The sequence below is a fragment of the Rhodococcus sp. IEGM 1366 genome, assembly GCF_033142425.1.
GTDB lineage: Bacteria > Actinomycetota > Actinomycetes > Mycobacteriales > Mycobacteriaceae > Rhodococcus_F > Rhodococcus_F globerula.
In genome coordinates this window covers 624,525-641,052 of record NZ_JAWLRZ010000002.1, presented here as the reverse complement: position 1 = coordinate 641,052, position 16,528 = coordinate 624,525, and the positions used below count along the sequence as shown (strand labels likewise).

17 protein-coding genes are annotated in these 16,528 nt (G+C 59.2%); 7 read left to right on the top strand and 10 right to left on the bottom strand.

Annotation, left to right across the window (positions count from 1 at the left end; all coding sequences use genetic code 11):
- Positions 1-140 precede the first annotated feature (140 nt).
- The 3 genes from R4P64_RS08970 to R4P64_RS08960 are packed head-to-tail and all read left to right on the top strand — an operon-like array spanning position 141 to position 4,635.
- Positions 141-965: an FAD binding domain-containing protein gene (locus tag R4P64_RS08970; protein ID WP_033230890.1), complete on the top strand. Its 825-nt coding sequence runs from the start codon at positions 141-143 to the stop codon at positions 963-965.
- On the top strand, positions 962-3,667 hold the full coding sequence (locus R4P64_RS08965; protein WP_317820356.1) for a molybdopterin-dependent oxidoreductase: 2,706 nt from the start codon (positions 962-964) through the stop codon (positions 3,665-3,667). The genes R4P64_RS08970 and R4P64_RS08965 overlap by 4 nt, the downstream gene beginning before the upstream one ends.
- Complete coding sequence (locus R4P64_RS08960; protein ID WP_317820354.1) at positions 3,664-4,635, top strand: antibiotic biosynthesis monooxygenase; 972 nt, start codon at positions 3,664-3,666, stop codon at positions 4,633-4,635. Before R4P64_RS08965 ends, R4P64_RS08960 begins: the two co-directional genes overlap by 4 nt.
- Before the next feature lie 210 nt (positions 4,636-4,845).
- Here R4P64_RS08960 and R4P64_RS08955 read toward each other — a convergent pair whose 3' ends face one another.
- The 4 genes from R4P64_RS08955 to R4P64_RS08940 all read right to left on the bottom strand — a co-directional run bounded on the left by R4P64_RS08955 (position 4,846) and on the right by R4P64_RS08940 (position 10,969).
- On the bottom strand, positions 4,846-6,162 hold the full coding sequence (locus R4P64_RS08955; RefSeq protein ID WP_317820352.1) for an HNH endonuclease signature motif containing protein: 1,317 nt from the start codon (positions 6,160-6,162) through the stop codon (positions 4,846-4,848).
- 132 nt (positions 6,163-6,294) lie between these two features.
- A complete protein-coding gene (locus R4P64_RS08950) occupies positions 6,295-9,441 on the bottom strand; it encodes a multicopper oxidase family protein (RefSeq protein WP_317820350.1) in 3,147 nt (1,048 codons plus the stop codon).
- 98 nt (positions 9,442-9,539) lie between these two features.
- Positions 9,540-10,559, bottom strand: a complete 1,020-nt coding sequence (locus R4P64_RS08945; RefSeq protein WP_317820348.1) for a cation diffusion facilitator family transporter — start codon at positions 10,557-10,559, stop codon at positions 9,540-9,542.
- The gene (locus R4P64_RS08940) at positions 10,556-10,969 is read right to left on the bottom strand and encodes an ArsR/SmtB family transcription factor (protein WP_092800418.1); all 414 of its coding nucleotides are present in this window, start codon (positions 10,967-10,969) and stop codon (positions 10,556-10,558) included. The genes R4P64_RS08945 and R4P64_RS08940 overlap by 4 nt, the downstream gene beginning before the upstream one ends.
- Before the next feature lie 103 nt (positions 10,970-11,072).
- On the opposite strand from R4P64_RS08940, the gene R4P64_RS08935 reads away from it, so the two are divergent.
- The 3 genes from R4P64_RS08935 (at position 11,073) to R4P64_RS08925 (ending at position 12,851) form a co-directional block, all read left to right on the top strand.
- A complete protein-coding gene (locus R4P64_RS08935) occupies positions 11,073-11,498 on the top strand; it encodes a nitroreductase/quinone reductase family protein (protein WP_033230896.1) in 426 nt (141 codons plus the stop codon).
- A gap of 25 nt (positions 11,499-11,523) precedes the next feature.
- On the top strand, positions 11,524-12,111 hold the full coding sequence (locus tag R4P64_RS08930; RefSeq protein ID WP_219111910.1) for a DinB family protein: 588 nt from the start codon (positions 11,524-11,526) through the stop codon (positions 12,109-12,111).
- A 128-nt stretch (positions 12,112-12,239) separates the two neighbouring features.
- The gene (locus tag R4P64_RS08925) at positions 12,240-12,851 is read left to right on the top strand and encodes a glyoxalase (RefSeq protein ID WP_033230898.1); all 612 of its coding nucleotides are present in this window, start codon (positions 12,240-12,242) and stop codon (positions 12,849-12,851) included.
- 8 nt (positions 12,852-12,859) lie between these two features.
- Here the strand turns inward: R4P64_RS08925 and R4P64_RS08920 are convergent, their stop codons facing one another.
- From R4P64_RS08920 to hisI, 4 genes are all read right to left on the bottom strand, one after another.
- Positions 12,860-13,249: a DUF2784 domain-containing protein gene (locus R4P64_RS08920; RefSeq protein ID WP_045070148.1), complete on the bottom strand. Its 390-nt coding sequence runs from the start codon at positions 13,247-13,249 to the stop codon at positions 12,860-12,862.
- 73 nt (positions 13,250-13,322) lie between these two features.
- Entirely contained in the window at positions 13,323-13,949 is a 627-nt protein-coding gene (locus R4P64_RS08915; protein ID WP_317820346.1) for an SRPBCC family protein, read from the bottom strand.
- Positions 13,950-13,973: 24 nt separating this feature from the next.
- Complete coding sequence (locus R4P64_RS08910) at positions 13,974-14,267, bottom strand: DUF1905 domain-containing protein (protein ID WP_033230901.1); 294 nt, start codon at positions 14,265-14,267, stop codon at positions 13,974-13,976.
- Between the two features lie 25 nt (positions 14,268-14,292).
- Positions 14,293-14,637 carry a phosphoribosyl-AMP cyclohydrolase gene (hisI, locus tag R4P64_RS08905; protein WP_033230902.1) on the bottom strand — a complete coding sequence of 115 codons (345 nt, stop codon included), beginning with the start codon at positions 14,635-14,637 and terminating at the stop codon, positions 14,293-14,295.
- Positions 14,638-14,767: 130 nt separating this feature from the next.
- On the opposite strand from hisI, the gene R4P64_RS08900 reads away from it, so the two are divergent.
- A complete protein-coding gene (locus R4P64_RS08900; RefSeq protein ID WP_317820343.1) occupies positions 14,768-15,304 on the top strand; it encodes a universal stress protein in 537 nt (178 codons plus the stop codon).
- Between the two features lie 306 nt (positions 15,305-15,610).
- On the opposite strand, the gene R4P64_RS08895 is transcribed toward R4P64_RS08900, so the two are convergent.
- Positions 15,611-15,949, bottom strand: a complete 339-nt coding sequence (locus R4P64_RS08895; protein ID WP_172936152.1) for a hypothetical protein — start codon at positions 15,947-15,949, stop codon at positions 15,611-15,613.
- 57 nt (positions 15,950-16,006) lie between these two features.
- A complete protein-coding gene (locus tag R4P64_RS08890) occupies positions 16,007-16,483 on the bottom strand; it encodes a DUF3558 domain-containing protein (RefSeq protein WP_411742662.1) in 477 nt (158 codons plus the stop codon).
- Positions 16,484-16,528 lie beyond the last annotated feature (45 nt).

Below are 16,528 nucleotides of genomic sequence, written 5' to 3'. Positions count from 1 at the left end.
ACCCAAAATCTGAAATCGCATGCACCGACCAGTTGGACTTAATTCCGATTGGTCTGAAATACCCGAAACATGTGAATGCGCTTCGTGTACTCGGTAATGTCGCAGTCCGGTATGTCACTTCCCCGAGGGGAGCACGACGCATGGACCTCACCACCATCAACGACGTAGTTCGGCGACCACCGGATCGCCCCGGTGCGATCTGGCGGGTCGGCGACGCGTGGCTTGCCGGTGGTACATGGCTGTTTTCAGCAGAACAGCCCGATCTGGATCGCCTTGTCGATCTGACAACGCTGGGCTGGACGCCGCTGGAAACACACGCGACCGGTCTCACCATCGGCGCAACCTGCACGATCCATGACCTGTATACGTTTGTAGCGCCGGGTGATTGGCCGGCCGCTCAACTCTGTCGTATCAGTTGTGAGTACTTCCTGTCCTCGTTCAAGGTCTGGAACAGCGCAACGGTGGGCGGGAACATCTGCATGTCGCTGCCCGCCGGCCCGATGATCACGCTGTGCGTCGCACTCGAGGCGACATACACGCTGTGGTCCACCGACGGCACCGAACGAATCGTCGACGCCGCCGATTTTGTGATCGGAGACCACCAGAACATCCTCGAACCGGGAGAGGTGCTTCGTAGCATCGACATTCCGATTCACGCGCTCACCAAACGTCACGCCCACCGCCGATTCAGTCTCACCCACCTCGGCCGTTCCACCATCTTCATGATCGCTACTCGGACACCGGGCACTACTGATCTCCTGCTCACCATCACCGCCGGAACAACCCGACCGATCCAACTGTCGTTTGCCACCATCCCGGACCGCGATTCGCTGCAGCACGTTATCAATGCCATTCCTGAAGCTGCCTGGTTTGACGACCCCAACGGCACCCCTGACCACCGCCTTCACCTCGCCCGGCATTACGCCGAGGAACTGCGCCTGGAACTGAGCGAGGACCGGTTATGAGCTACGTGGTGAACGGCAGGATCTTCAGCGAGCAGCCATTCGCGGGGCAGTGTCTACGCACATTCCTCCGGACACTCGGCCATCACGGCGTCAAGAAAGGATGTGACGGGGGCGATTGTGGAGCCTGCACCGTCTGGCTTGACGGCGCTCCGATCCACAGCTGCATCACCCCCGCCTTTCGAGCCGAAGGTCGCGATGTCACGACTATCGAAGGCCTAGGCACTCCGGAGAATCTGCACCCGATGCAGGCGCAGTTCCGCGACGCGCCTGGATTTCAGTGCGGCTTCTGCACCGCCGGCATGATCATGACGGCGGCAGCATTGACCGACGATCAGAAGGACGACCTGCCGCGCGCCCTGAAGGGAAACCTGTGCCGCTGCACCGGTTATCGAGCGATCGAGGACGCGGTCAACGGAGTCAGCGCGATCGAGGTTGCACTACCCGGGCAAGCAGTAGGGACAAGCGTCGGCGCACCCGCCGCTACCGATATCGTGACCGGCCGCGCCGAGTTCACGATGGATACAACGATCGATACATCGACGGGCGGGATGCTGCATCTGAAGGTGCTACATTCACCGCACGCCCACGCGCGAATCGTCTCGATCGACACTGCTGCTGCGCTCGCCGTTCCCGGAGTGCACCGCGTCTATACCTGGAAAGACGTGCCGCGCAAGCGTTTCACGACGGCTATCCATACCGACCACCTTGTGGATCCCGACGACACCTACATTCTCGACAACGTGGTGCGCTTCGTCGGGCAGCGGGTGGTAGCCGTACTTGCCGAATCCATTGCCGCAGCCGAAGAAGGTCGTCGCAAAGTTGTGGTCGAGTACGAGGTTCTCCCGGCTGTTTTCGATCCAGAGAAGGCGATGGCCGACGGCGCCCCGGCATTGCATGGATCGGACGACCCGTTTGTCCGCGACCCCGAGCACAACATCCTGCTCGAGATCCATGGGCATGTCGGCGACGTGGACGCCGGGTTCGCAGCGGCGGACGTGATCCACGAAGGCACATACTTCTCGCCCCGGGTCCAACATGCGCACCTCGAGACACACGGTTCCATCGCCTGGATGGAGGACGAACGCCTGCACGTGCGCACCAGCTCGCAGTCGCCGTCGATTGCCAAGGTCAAACTCTCCCACCTGTTCGATCTGCGCCCGGATCAGCTTCGCGTGTTCTGCAAACGGGTGGGCGGCGGATTCGGCGGAAAACAAGAGGTGATCACGGAAGACCTCGTTGCACTGGCAACACTGGACACGGGCCGACCCGTCAGCCTCGAGTTCACGCGCGAAGAGGAGTTCACCACCGCATCTCCGCGACATCCGATGAAATTGAACATCAAATTGGGCGCCACGGCGGACGGGACGCTGACCGCATTTCAGTACCGAAACATCTCCAACACCGGCGCCTACGGAAACCACGGCGGTGAAACGTTGTTCGCCGGCGGAGCTGCCGTCTCGCTGTACCGATGCGCAAACAAGAAGTTCGACGCGTATTCCGTCTACACGAACAACGTTCCGAGTGGAGCCCTGCGCGGTTACGGGATGACTCAGCCCGCATTTGCCGTGGAGTCCGCGATGACCGAACTCGCACTCGCGTTGAACATGGACCCGCTGGAACTGCGCCGACGCAACATCGTGCGGCCAGGCGATTCACTTGTGGCGCTCGAGGACGGACCCGATGACGTCATCTTCACCGAAGACGGACTCGGCCAGTGCATCGACCTGGTGGACTCCGCTTTGGATCGCACGCCGGTCCCATCTCTCGGCGAGGACTGGCTCATCGGTACCGGCACGGCCAGCTCGTTACACGAGACCGCCCCACCCACTGAGCACATCTCGGAGGCGTGGCTCACGCTCGGCGACGACTGTATGTACGAACTTGCCATCGGCACAGTCGAATTCGGCGAAGGAACGTCCACTGCTCACGTCCAGATCGCCGCGAATCAGTTGGGAACCACACCGTCCCGCGTGCGAATCATCCAGTCGGACACCGACCGTACCGGTTTCGACACAGGCGCTTTTGCCAGTGCGGGCCTGTTTGTAGCCGGAAACGCTGTCTTGCGAGCATCGAATGCGTTGCGAGATCGCCTACTTGCCTTTGCCGCACACCACACTGGCGTTGCAGTCGATCAGTGCTCGATGGACGACGACAAGATCGTCTGCGCAAGTACACGATTGACTCTGCAGGAAGTTCTCGACGCCGCGAGGCAACGCGGGATCCGATTTACCGTGGCCCGCAAGGCCTACGGATCGCCGCGGAGCGTGGTGTCCAATACTCACGGCTTCCGCATCGCGGTGCACCGGATAACCGGCGAAATCCGGATACTCTCCAGCGTTCATGCGACCGACGCTGGTGTGATCATCAATCCTGCACAAGTTCGAGGGCAAATCGAAGGTGGCGTCGCGCAGGGAATCGGCTTTGCTCTCACCGAGAACTTTCATGTGGACGCAGCCGGCGCGATGATGAACCCGAACTTGCGAAACTATCGCATTCCCACGTATGCAGATGTTCCTCGCACCGAGGTGATATTGGTCGATTCGGCTGATTCCGTCGGCCCACTCCGCTCGAAAGGCATGGCGGAGTGCTGCATCAACCCGGTCGCCCCGGCCCTGGCGAATGCTGTGCATAACGCGACCGGCACCCGATTCCGGTCGCTTCCCCTCACTCCTGAACGGATCTACACGGGGTTGAACCGATGACCGCGGAAACATCCGCCGACAACATCGCCACAGTCATCATCGGTCAGCGGGTACACGCCGGAATGGCAGAGCAGTTCGAAGTCTGGCAAAAGGACCTCAACCGGGCTGCCGCGGGCTACGCCGGATTTCTGGGCACCGAAGTGTCCGCGCCGACGTCCATCCACCCGGAGTGGGTAATCGTGTATCGCTTCGACTCCATCGCCCATGTTCAGGCCTGGATCAACAGCGCGACGCGTCAGGATTTCCTCGAGCGCGGCCGCCAATTCTTCGATGGACCCGGTACCCAACAGGTAGTGAGTGGCGGGATCAAACCACCCGATCCACTTCTCACCGTTGTTGTGTCACACCGGGTCAGTGATGACAACATCGAGGAATTCCTTGCCTGGCAAGACCGCCTGCGCGAGGTGGAAAGCACGTTCGAGGGATTCCGCGGCACCGAACTTTTTCGACCCGTCGACGGTGTCCAAGACGAATGGACCACTCTCTACCGCTTCGACAGCGCTGCCCATCTCGATACCTGGCTGACCTCCCCCGAACGTCAGGAACTCCTTGCCGAGGGGCGTAGGTTCCACGATTTCGAATTGCGCACCGTCGACAATTCATTCGGCAGTTGGTTTGCGTTCGACGAGAACGGCAACGAAGCCCCACCACCATCGGACACCAAGACTGCGATCGCGGTGTGGGTTGGCCTGTACCCGACTGTCGTCTTGCTGACCTTGGCATTGTCACCACTGAAAATGCCGCTCTGGCTTGGGTTGTTGGTGGGAAACCTTCTCTCGAGCTTCATCATGAGTTTCTTCACGATGCCTTATTACGTGAACCGTCTGCTGAGTCGCTGGTTGCGTCCGCCGGCCGATGTTCCCGCGGCGAAGATAAATGCTCAGGGTTTGGCGATCGTCGCAGCGGTGACAGTGTTCTGGGTTGTGGTGTTCTATCTGGTCACTACACAGATCTGGTCGCTGCCCTGATTGCACAGCACCACGCAGCAGTACTGATCGCAACGCGGTGCCTCCCCATCATCAGCGGAATCCTACTTACCCGCTTTGGCCCTCGCCACGAATATGCCGTGCGAACCCGTGCGTGTTTGCTTCAGGAGCTGCGCATGCGTGTTGGCTTCGCATCGTCTTGACTGGTGATGCGAAGCTCTCACACGGTATTCAGTTCCGGCAGAGCCGGATTCAGTCTCGGTGAACTGGACCTTGGCGGGTGGTGGAGCGGCGGCGTCGTTGTTTCGGGTCGATCGCAACTGGTGGGATGAACCAAGGTTTGTGATCGTCGCCCATCTTGATTTCCCAGATTCCGCGGAACCCGCTGGTGCTGTGAATCAACCGATGGTGGCTACGGCAGAGGAGGGTGAGGTTGTCCATCACCGTCAAGCCTCCGGTTGACCAGGGTTCTATATGGTGCGCGTCGCACCAAGCAGGTACGGCATCACAGTTCGGGAAGGCGCAGCCTTTGTCCCGGGCAATCAACGCAGTCCGCTGCTCGGGTGTGACGAGGCGTTTGTGCGGCGTTGCGTCCAACGGTGCACCCTTGCCGTCCATCAGGACGGTGGAGAGCATGCAATCGCACGCGAGCATCCGGGTCAGGCTCGCACTGAGCGGACCCATCCATGGCATGTATCCGACATCAAGCTCTGCGTCCCTGCTCGGTCGCGTAGCGGCGCATTCGCGATGCTCGGCAAGATCTTTCGCGGTGATATGCACGTTCACATGCGGACGCTGCCCACCATCAACACCGGTGACCGCATTGTCGAGATACCGGCGGATCAGTTCCGTGAAGGCGTCGGCAGTGCGTTTGGCAGCCGATCGCTGGTCCGGGGTTCCGTCAGCGGCCGGTTTCGGCATCGACAAACCCGAGAGAGCCGACAACAACATTTCGCCGGTCAACGCGTCGAAATCGCCCTTGATCGCGACCCGACCGTTCAACGTCGGCGAAATCCGCAAGACGTTGAGATCGTCGTCCTCACCAGGCGGGATCTCATCCGATTCAAAAATCCGCTCCAGGACTGCAATCGCGTAGCGGAGTTTGATGGTGGTCGCCTCCACACCGGATGCCGCCGCGAGAAGGGTTTTCATGCAGGAAGGTAACGCCCTGTCCGGCATTCCTTTTGGTGGCGATTCGCAGAACGCGACGATCATTGCCGCATGATCGAGCGAGAGATCACCGGCCTCGAACTGCGCAGCGATGTCCGGGAACCCCCGCAGTGCAGCACCGAGGGCGGCGATCTTGTTACCGGCCGCATTCTGCAGCATCGTGTTCGCCGCCAGCCACCGCCCCACACCGCGGTAGCACAGCACCTGCTCATCCGGATTGAGCGCCAACGCGTCGACAGCGGCAACCCGAATCGCTTCCAACCGAAGAATTTCCGCAGAAACACAGACTGCAACGTCACGAACCTCGGCTGGACGTAACCGCCACAACCTGCCACGCACACCCGCCGCCGAACCAGCGACAACATCCCCCACCAAAGTTGAATCACAAACCGTCGTCATCAAGGCCTCCCCACCCTTGACACAAGTATACTCGAACAAACATTCGATTCAAGGGGCATTCCGGACAGGTTTCCGGAGATCTACGCTCGAGAACTTCTGACATACAACAGCATTCGACGCTCGACCGAAGTACTAGCGACCTCCTAGCGGCAACACTCCGATCCCATTCACATACGGCGGCATGGTTCCGATCAGGCTCGGCGTTAGCGTCATCGCAGACGGATCTGCACGTCCCAGAGAAAACTTCCGAACTTCGGCACTCGCTCCGCTGCTACCGCTGATCAGCAAATCCGCCCCCGTTGTGGTGCTGGTAGTCGCAACGCTCACGCCGGAGAGCCCCTCGAACGGATCGAAGGACGCAATCTCCCGAAAGGCAACGTCGGTTGAGTGGTGGTCGGGGCTTTCCAGATACATCTCAGGTGATCCGTCGAGGCGTGATCCGCTCGAGAAGATTCGCACCGTTCCGTCTCCGCCGCTCATCCCGGCGACTATGGATTTCGCGCCGCCTTCCGCACCGGCCACCCAACCGGTCGACAGTGATACCCCACCTCGATAGCTCTGATCGAATGCCAAGAACTGCGAGGTCGCCACCGGCCCACCTGTGTGTCCTTCATGTTCGTCGGTCTTTCCGGCGGCTGCTGTCGGCTCGTACAGGTCATACCGGAACGTTTTCACCAACGGCTCGTCGCTGGGTCCGGGAGCAGTCACGATGCTCGCCCGGCCGGAATGCGCGTCGACCATTCCCGTGGCAATGGTGACTCCGCTGCTCGAACCCGGATATGGGATGAACGATCCGAATTCGGCCGGCGCCGACTTCTTGTCCGTCGGCAGTACGGTGGAGTAGATCTTGACCTGCGATTCCATACCCGGGCCGGAGGCCACGATAATGTTGTCCGCCAATGCATTTCCGTCGATATCGACGCCGGCGACGTTGACACCACCACGGAAACCCGCATCAAAAGGAGCAAACCGTGCCAGTTCGTCGGTGAACGGTGGCCCGTCGACCGCGTTATACGCCACGACTTCCGGTGCCACTCCACCTCCGGTTCCAGCGATGAGGTCGAGCACCATGTCACCGTTGACGTCTGCCATCGCCACGCTCGGGGTTCCCTCGAACGACGGGAATGGCGTCACGGTTGTCAGCAACGTATCGCCGTTCGCGTCGAAGATCTGCACTGTTGCAGGCACGCCGGGAGAGCCGGGCACCGCAACCGCATACGTCGACACTTCGGGAATCACGTTCACCGTCGCCATCAAACCGTTGTCCTCGTGATTGAGGCGATGGCAATGGATCACAAAGGTCCCCGTGTATTCGGTGAACTTGGTACGCAGCGTCACCGACGCCGGTACGAGCGCGTTCTCATTCTCGTCCGTCACAGGCGCAGGCACGTTGACGTTGTCGATCCCCCACTGCTGCACCCCGGTTGTGGTCCCGGCAACAGGATCCACAACCTCCATCACTTGAAAGTCATTGACGTGGATATGCATTGGATGCTCGTCATTATTGAGGTTGGTGATTGTCCATTCCTCGACGGAGTTCAGCCGCGGCTGAATCAGGGGGATGTTCGGGAAGGTGTTGTCGGCGAACTCATATGTGAAGGCTTTCGGGTCACTGTTACTGGCCTTGTTGTTTCCGAATCCACCAGAGACAGTCAGGTTGCGGGTCACATCGGGACTCACTGCTGCGGTATCCACGAACGACGTGTAGGCATCAAGTTTCTGACCGAACTCGAAAGGTGTTGTCTTGCCTTCACCTTCGCCTGGCGTTGCCCGAATCAGCTGCTGGGTCGGGAAGGTGAAGAATCCGTCGGCGTAACTGATCACCGACGGATCGACGGTGACGGTTCCGAGTTCAGCAGGCGGACTATCGGTGCCATTGTTGGTGTAGAGAATGCCGGGATTGCTCACCGGTTGTGCACCGTCGAGCGGCGGCATTTCCAGCACCAGATCACCGGACTCCGGCATCGTGACCGCAATCGCGTATCGCGACGCCGGCGGAATCACGAGCCTGGTTCCGTCACCATCCACCGGCGGCCTGACCTCCGAGAACGGGTTTCCGTCCTGACCCACTATCGCGAACCGCGGATGGTTACCCGTCGCGGTTTCCGTCAACGTGACCGGCAGGTACGCGAAGTCGCTGATGTTGGCGAGCACCCAGATTTCGGTCTGACCCGGCTTCAGTTTCAACGAAGGTTGGAACTGCCCGTTCACGGTGTACTGCACATCGCGTTGATTGTCCGGCAGCGACAGATCGGCCGGAACGTTCGTCGATTCGCCAACGAAACTCTGCAGATTTGCGGGGACAAACTGATTCTGCCCACGATGGTTGGCCGGTGACAAGGGCCCGCTGTACCAGTTGGTGAAATACTGTGAGCCCTCCGTGGTTTCCGAGAAATTCACCGGCGCGAGACTCGGGCGGTAGGAGCCGTCGGCAAGTTCCTGACCCGTCGGCGGATCCAAAGTGCTGACAAATTGTGGCCACATCGCGTCATTGAGTTTTCGGCCCAGGCCTTTGCGGTCAAAAATGAAGTTGTACTGCAGTGCCATATCGCGAACTGGTATGTCATTGGCCGTCACTATCGGCAAATTCCCATCGGGGCGGCCGATTTCCAGCAGTCCCGCGAGTCCCATATATGTCTGTTGAGCAGTGAGCGTGTGACGGTGGCTGTGGTACCAGTACAAACCGTTGGGCATCGTTCCGGGAATCGCGTAGTCGTAAACATTCCCCTGCCCGGCGGGAATGTTGAGCAACACGTTGTCGGCATTACCGTCCGGACTGACGTGCACGCCATGAGTGTGCAGATTGAGCGGCGCAGACGTCAGCACCGGAGGATAGATCGGTACTTCACCACCCGCCGGAGTGAATGCGGGATCGTAGAAGTCCTCGATCGTGAGATCTTGCAAGTCGTTGTCGTAGTGGACAATCAAACGCTCGCCAGGATTAACCCGCAATGTCGGAGCGGGATACACATCGGTTCCGGAACTCGACCCATCAGACGCTGCGCCACGAATGACGTCGTATCCGAAGAGCAAGAAGTCCGACACTGTTCCCGACGCAGTATCAAGCGGCACCGATCCCTGGTGCGCAGACAATCGCACCTCGAGAACACCGTCCACGCTACTGAGTTTGATCGGTTCCCGGAAGTCGGCCGGCGCCCCGTCCGATCCGTAATTGGCGCCGGCACCAGATACCGGATCACCCGTTGCGCAGGCAGCCAAGGCCACCGTCAATGACACCACTACCAGGGCGACGAGCGACCTTCTGTACCGAGCGATCACTGGTTTCCCCGTTCCGTGGCGGCGTGAGATACATCCGATCGACGCTTCGTAGCGTACCGAGGAAACCCCTAGTGAACAGGATATTCAGAACAAAGTGGTCATGTTGTTGTGTGCCTGTCGAGCGTAGTGTGAGCGGGGTACGCATGAACCAACGCTGAGGACAGCTTCGGAACCGCGTGCGTCAATGTGTGTTCGGCGCTGTGCGCAATCGCGTGGGCCTCCGCAAGACTCGCAGATGGATCGATATCGAGTTCGGCATCTGCGTGCAACCGATGACCGATCCACCGCATCTTCAAGCCGCGAACCCCGAGAACGCCGGGTTCCGCATGCAAAGCGGTTTCAGCGTCGTCCACCAACTCCGGTTCGACGCCGTCCATGAGACGTCGCAACACGTCACGCGCAGCGCTGCGGAGCACGGCAACTATGGCAGCGGTGATGACAAGTCCGATGATCGGGTCTGCAAGCGGGAACCCCAACGCAACTCCCCCGGCACCGAGCAGAACTGCCAATGACGTGAATCCGTCTGTCCGAGCGTGTAATCCGTCAGCGACCAGAGCGGCGGAACCGATCTGCCGACCGACCCTGATCCGGTATAACGCCACAAGTTCGTTGCCGACGAAGCCCACCAGACCTGCGGCAGCAACCCATCCCAGATGATCGATCTCGATCGGATTGATGAGCCGCCTAACTGCCTCGACACCGGCAATCACCGCAGAGAGAGCGATCATGGCCAGGACGAACAGTCCCGCCAAGTCCTCGGCACGGCCAAATCCATACGTGTATCGACGCGTTGCCGCTCGTCGTCCAAGAGCAAAGGCAATCCACAGCGGGATCGCGGTAAGCGCATCCGAAAAGTTGTGAATGGTGTCCGCCAGCAGCGCCACCGATCCGGAGACCGCAACGATCGCCACTTGCACCGAAGCAGTGATTCCCAACGCCACCAAGCTGATCTTGACTGCCCGGATACCGATCCTGCTCGATTCGAGAGCGTCGTCGACGCTGTCTGCCGCGTCATGACTGTGTGGCGCAAACACATCACGCACGGCAGACCGGAAACCACCGCGAGGATGGCCATGGCCGTGGCCGTGACCGTGACCAACAGTGGGTTCGTGCGTCATGACGCCCCCTCCTCCTCATTTCCGCGAGGCACGCGCTCAGGATGTATCTCACGGAGTTCTCCGGCGGTGCGGTGATGCCCCGGCAAGCCTGGACCGGCGTGCTCGGCATTGAAGACTGCGTCGGTAACCAGTTGGCGCACATGGTCGTTCTCGAGGCGGTAGAACACAGTGGTGCCTTCACGACGGGTTCGCACCAATCGAGCCATCCGTAGTTTTGCCAGGTGCTGCGACACTGACGGCGCGGGCTTTCCGACGCGCTCCGCCAGTTCGTTCACCGAGCACTCTCGATCGACCAACGCCCAGAGAATCTGCACACGCGTCGCGTCAGCGAGCATCCGAAACACCTCGACGACGAGGTCCACCTGATCGTCGGGAAGCTTCCGCCTACAAACCTGACTATCTGCGTTCATGCGTAGATAATAGATCAAGTATGTCTGAACACAACCCCTCGCATCCCAAGGTGTGCCAAGATTTTGTTATCGAAACCCCCACAGTCCTAACCAGGAGACGACGATGAGTACTGACGACTGGAACGCAGACATCATTGCCCAATTCCGAGAAAATCAAGGTCACGTGGGAGGCCCCTTCGAAGGCGCACCGATGGTGTTGGTCCACCATCGAGGCCGAAAGTCCGGACGTGAATTCGTCAGCCCGATGATGTACCTGGCCGATGAGGAAGACCCCGACACCATCTACGTCTTTGCGTCCAAAGCCGGCGCCCCCACCAATCCGGATTGGTACTACAACCTCACTGCAACGGACCACGCCGAAATCGAAGTCGGCACCGAAAAGTACTCGGTTGCTGTCAGCGACGTGACCGGCGACAAACGCGACAAGATCTTCAACGAGCAGGCCAAGCGGTATCCCGGTTTTGCAGAGTACGCAGAGAAGACGGCTGGAATCCGCACTATTCCCGTGATTGCTCTCCGACGCACGTAGCTAGCGACGCAGGCAGAGTGAGTACATGAACGCAACTGAATTCGACTGGAATCGTACGCTCCGCGAGCAGTGGGAATTTCATTGGAACCATCAGATCAAAACTCGACTCGACGGTCTCACCGACGACGAGTATTTCTGGTCCCCGGTGCCCAATGCCTGGAGCATCCGTCCTCGCGGCCAGTCGACGGCACCGATGCATGTCGGCGCTGGAGAGTTCGCGATCGACTTCGCCTTTCCCGAGCCAGTCCCACCGCCTTTCACGACAATCGCGTGGCGACTCGGCCACGTCATTGTCGGTGTGCTTGCCGCGCGGAATGCTTCACACTTCGGCGCTGCCGCCGCGTCGTACGAGACCTGGGAGTATGCCGGCACCGGGGCCGAGGCACTCGAGCAACTCCAGACGCAGCTCGATATCTGGCTCGCCGGAGTCCGGAGTCTCGGCGAGAGCGGCCTGCGGGAACTAGTCGGAGCGAAGGAGCCTTACCCCGAATTGGCGATGGCCGATCTGGTGCTGCACATCCACCGCGAGCTGATCCATCATCTGTCCGAGGTCGCCCTGCTGCGCGACCTCTACACCCACACCAGATCTGTTGATATCCAGGCAAACCCGTAGCAGCCCGGAGCGCGCACAAAACCGATCAGGAATCGAGAAGCGTTGGTTGCCGCACCGAAACTACCGTTACAGACATGAATTCACCACGTGATACCCAGTCCGCTCGCATATCAACGAGGAGCGCCAAGATGACCACCGCAGAGTCCGTGATCCTCGAAGTCCCCGATACCGCAGCCGCCCAATCCTTTTACGATGCCTTCGGCGTCGGAGACCGCGTGAGTGTACGAGCGTCGGAGACACCGACAACAGGGTTCCGCGGCCACACGCTTTCGCTTGTCGTGTCGCAGCCGAACATCGTCGATGCCTTCGTCGATGCGGCCCTCGAAGCCGGCGCCACAGTGTTGAAGCCCGTCAAGAAATCGTTCTGGGGATACGGCGGTGTTGTACAGGCACCCGACGGCGCAATCTGGAAAGTGGCAACGTCGTCGAAGAAGAACACCGGCCCAGCGACCCGGGAGATCGAAGATCTCGTGCTGTTGCTCGGTGTCGAGGACGTCAAGGCCAGTAAGCAGTTCTACGTCGATCACGGTCTCGAGGTGTCGAAAAGCTACGGACGCAAGTACGTCCAGTTCACAGCTCCCCCGAAAAAGCTCACGGTTGCGCTGTACGGCCGGAAGGCCCTGGCCAAGGATGCGGGCGTCGCCCCAGAAGGCAGCGGATCGAGTCGAATCATCATCACTGGTGACGGGGCGCCGTTCACCGATCCGGACGGCTTCACGTGGGAGACCGGACTCGCCTGAAAACACAATCAACGGCGTGGCTGCGCCCCTACCGACGCAGACTTCACATGCCGTCCGAGCAACACGTATCCCACCCAGGAACCCACGACCACTGTCGCGGCAACGCCCTGGACAATCGCTTCGATACTGACCGGATAGAAAACGCCGGCAATGTAGTGAGAGATGAACCCTGCGGACGGTAATTCGGAACTTCCCGCCATCCGACGGGCCCAGTTCTCGAGATGCGTGAGCGGGCAGTCATATCCGATCAGGACCGAACCTGCACCCCACGCGACTGCGACGAGGTGAAAAACAATTGTATGACGCCACTTCCACGCCACGAAACCACCGAAGACCACGTAGAGAATGAAGCTGAAGTGAACGAATACCGTCGCACTTTCGATGAGCCGGTACACCATCGTCGTCTCCGCTCGTGGCGCGGAAGTCCCGCAACAACCAGACTATTCCGATGTTAGTCCGCGGAGATGATCTCTACCCGGTGTATGCAGCGGTTGCTCGTGCGGCGGCGGCTCGCGCCTGCGCAGGATCGTCGCCGGAAGCAATCGCGGCGTCAGCCCACAATTCACTACTGGCTGCCATGAATGCCTTGGCTTCGTCACTTGCCGACCACTCCGGCGTCTCCAGCGGTGTGTTGGTTCCCTGTTCGACGTGTTGCGCCAATCCCAGCAATCCCATGTCCCATCCGACCCCGACGGCACCTGGCCCGTATTCACTCCAACTATCCGGGTCGACATCGGCGGTGTGATCGAAATCGAATAGTGTTTCCCCGCTGGAGGTTTCGATCAATTTGATCGTCACGTAGCTGACGTCACCGCCGTATTCCCAGGTGATCTTCAGTGTGTGCGGCGCGGTGCACGCCAGAATCTCACCACCGGCATTGCCGTCGAGTTGATAGCGACCACCGAGTCGGGCGTCGCCTGAAACAGGCATGAACCACTGTGGAATGCGATCCAAGTCGGCTATTGCCGACCACAGCGTCGTGATCGGAGCCGCGAGTTCACGCGACATGTGGAGCGATCGCGTTTCCCCCTCGTCGCCACTGCCCCCACTCAGGCGCCGGGTTACCAATGGCAAAGAGTCAACTGCTTCAGCGACCATGACGCTCCTTCATCAAGGCAAAAGTCAGCTCAAACGCTGCTGCAGGTGAACCGATACTTCTTCGCCTGCCGCGCTCTTACCGATCGCTTTGCACAGTGCTACCCGCAGCGGCAACCAATGCGGTCCGTCGCCTGAGGGCATCAAGGTCGCTTCGAAGGGGTGCTCACCGTCCAGCGTGCCGACAACCTTGACTGCTCGCCGGGTACCGAGCAAGTCCGCCGACCCCGGCACGGTCAGATACGTCGCAAACGCGCCGTCCTTCTCGATCGGAGAGGTAAACGAATAGTCGAGCGGTTGCGGAGTCTTCGTCGCGGCCATAATGCTCCCCTTCGGTGAAGTTTTCCTACTCTGCAGCGAGCAGTACGTCGGTATCGAAGCAGGTGTGTGTGCCGGTGTGGCACGCAGCGCCTTCCTGATCGACGATCAGAAGGACTGAATCGCCGTCACAGTCGAGGCGAACTTCGTGGACATACTGGGTGTGGCCCGACGTCTCCCCCTTGACCCAGTACTGCTGACGTGAACGCGAATAGTACGTTCCCTTACGGGTTTCCAAAGTGCGAGCGAGTGCTTCGTCGTCCATCCACGCGACCATCAACACATCGCCTGTGGACTTTTCCTGCGCGACTGCGCTGAACAGTCCGGCGTCATTTCGCTTCAGTTTTGCTGCAATCGCGGGGTCAAGACTCATAGGACGTTTATACCGTCCCACGGCCTCGCCTGCGGAATCCGCCTCGGGAAACTCAGTGGCGACAGCCGTAAAGTAGTTGTCAAGGTTCCAAATTCGTAGATTCGATCGCCCTGGTGAAGGAGAACTCGCGATGAAGAATCATCATGACGGACCACACCCCGAGCACACCTTCCACCTCGAGAGCCCAGCAACAGGCATCGTCAATCCACGCCATGTCGTGGTGGGCATCGGCAGCGAACCGTCGGGCGGTGACGTACTGGACTTTGCCCTCTCGCTGGCCACCGCGGAAATGGCATCACTTCATGTCGTTCACTGCATCGATGCCGAGGACCAACCCGTGGAAACCGATTCACCTCAGTTCGAGAAACGCCTCAATTCCGCGATGATCACTCAACGTGAACGCGCACTCTCTGCTTTGACATCTCACCCCGGCAACTGGACATACGACTGCAAGCACGATGACCCGGCAGATCTCATCGTGTCGACGGCGGAGAAGTACGACGCGTTCACCATCGTGATCGGGGCGCCGCGACGAGGTCCGATTTCCGCGATGAGTCAGTTGCTGCACAGTTCTGTCACCTCGCGCCTGGACCGCCAGAACAGATACCCGATTGTCATGGTTCCTGCCGGGGTGAAGTCGACGACATGGACGCATAAGGTGACGTAACTATCGCCGGCAATATTGCACTTTCAGGCTCGCTTCCCTTCAGACCAACTGCTGCCGCCCGACGATTGCGCAGGTCGTAACCTCTCGAATCTAACAGGGCGCGACCACACTCAATCTCCAACGAACCAGAGATATCCGTGTCGACGGATTGCAGATTTCGCCGCAGTTTTCAGATCGGCGATCGATTGTTCTTCTTGCTCGTTCTTCGGAATGACCATTGATAATTCGTTCAACAGGAACTGCAATTGATAGCTGTTGAACATAGTATGGCAATATGTGTCAATCCCGTCCGATAATGAACATAATTCAGTTGGTCTGACCCACACCTCTGAGAGAGTCAACATTGGTTTGCTCTTGTGTTACTGCATTGTCGATGCACTTCTGAAAGTACGCGCGCATGCCATCGACTGCGGCGATGTGACTTTCCAACGCATTCACCAATGAGTCTGGACTACCAAATGCCTTTTCTTGAAATTTTCCTTGGAGAGCAAGACCGGAGTTCAGAGTACCGAAACCTCCAAACTGCTTGATGTGTTGGGCATCGTTTACTAACGATCGATACTCGGCGATCAGTACCTCACATGCAATCGCCAGCGGTTTTGCAACATTCGGGTCAACGCCGAAAACCTGATCCGAATTTGACACTGATCTCACACTCACTCTCAATAACTCGATTTTCGGTCAAGACAAAATCCCACCCCTTCAGGACAGCAGCGGAACGATAGTTTGCGCCGCCCGCTCTACTAGTGCGCATGGCGTTTCAGGCCGGTCGATACTAAACTTTGCACCCACACGAACCATCGCGGTTGACTGAGCTGTCGCGAAGGCTACGTTGCATGCCAAATCCCCGTCATCGCCCTGTTCCTGGTACACAAGAATGCTTCGTCCCGCGATTTCGTCTCGACGCAAATCTCGAATCGTGGAATTTCTTTCCACAGCATCGAGTGAACGATCCGCTGACGTGAGTCCGAGATAGAACCACGAGCCCTCCCAGCTACACACGTTGAATCCATCGATGTGGGTGTTTAGGAGGTCCACACGCTGCGTGCCGGGATCAACACCCAAGTTCAAGAGCTCATCGTGACTCAGAACTGCGCACGGATCGAACATTCCGATCGAATCGACCGGGTAAGCCTCACCCACAACCGTCGAGGAACATCCCCCAAGTAGAGCGACCACAGAAACCGACAGACAAGCGCCCCACGGCCTCACAGCACTCCCCCT

Coding starts and splice junctions, on each gene's coding strand:
- R4P64_RS08970 (WP_033230890.1), top strand. CDS start 141: ATGGACCTCACCACCATCAACGACGTAGTTCGGCGACCACCGGATCGC.
- R4P64_RS08965 (WP_317820356.1), top strand. CDS start 962: ATGAGCTACGTGGTGAACGGCAGGATCTTCAGCGAGCAGCCATTCGCG.
- R4P64_RS08960 (WP_317820354.1), top strand. CDS start 3,664: ATGACCGCGGAAACATCCGCCGACAACATCGCCACAGTCATCATCGGT.
- R4P64_RS08955 (WP_317820352.1), bottom strand. CDS start 6,162: ATGACGACGGTTTGTGATTCAACTTTGGTGGGGGATGTTGTCGCTGGT.
- R4P64_RS08945 (WP_317820348.1), bottom strand. CDS start 10,559: ATGACGCACGAACCCACTGTTGGTCACGGTCACGGCCACGGCCATGGC.
- R4P64_RS08940 (WP_092800418.1), bottom strand. CDS start 10,969: ATGAACGCAGATAGTCAGGTTTGTAGGCGGAAGCTTCCCGACGATCAG.
- R4P64_RS08935 (WP_033230896.1), top strand. CDS start 11,073: ATGAGTACTGACGACTGGAACGCAGACATCATTGCCCAATTCCGAGAA.
- R4P64_RS08930 (WP_219111910.1), top strand. CDS start 11,524: ATGAACGCAACTGAATTCGACTGGAATCGTACGCTCCGCGAGCAGTGG.
- R4P64_RS08925 (WP_033230898.1), top strand. CDS start 12,240: ATGACCACCGCAGAGTCCGTGATCCTCGAAGTCCCCGATACCGCAGCC.
- R4P64_RS08920 (WP_045070148.1), bottom strand. CDS start 13,249: ATGGTGTACCGGCTCATCGAAAGTGCGACGGTATTCGTTCACTTCAGC.
- R4P64_RS08915 (WP_317820346.1), bottom strand. CDS start 13,949: ATGGTCGCTGAAGCAGTTGACTCTTTGCCATTGGTAACCCGGCGCCTG.
- R4P64_RS08910 (WP_033230901.1), bottom strand. CDS start 14,267: ATGGCCGCGACGAAGACTCCGCAACCGCTCGACTATTCGTTTACCTCT.
- hisI (WP_033230902.1), bottom strand. CDS start 14,637: ATGAGTCTTGACCCCGCGATTGCAGCAAAACTGAAGCGAAATGACGCC.
- R4P64_RS08900 (WP_317820343.1), top strand. CDS start 14,768: ATGAAGAATCATCATGACGGACCACACCCCGAGCACACCTTCCACCTC.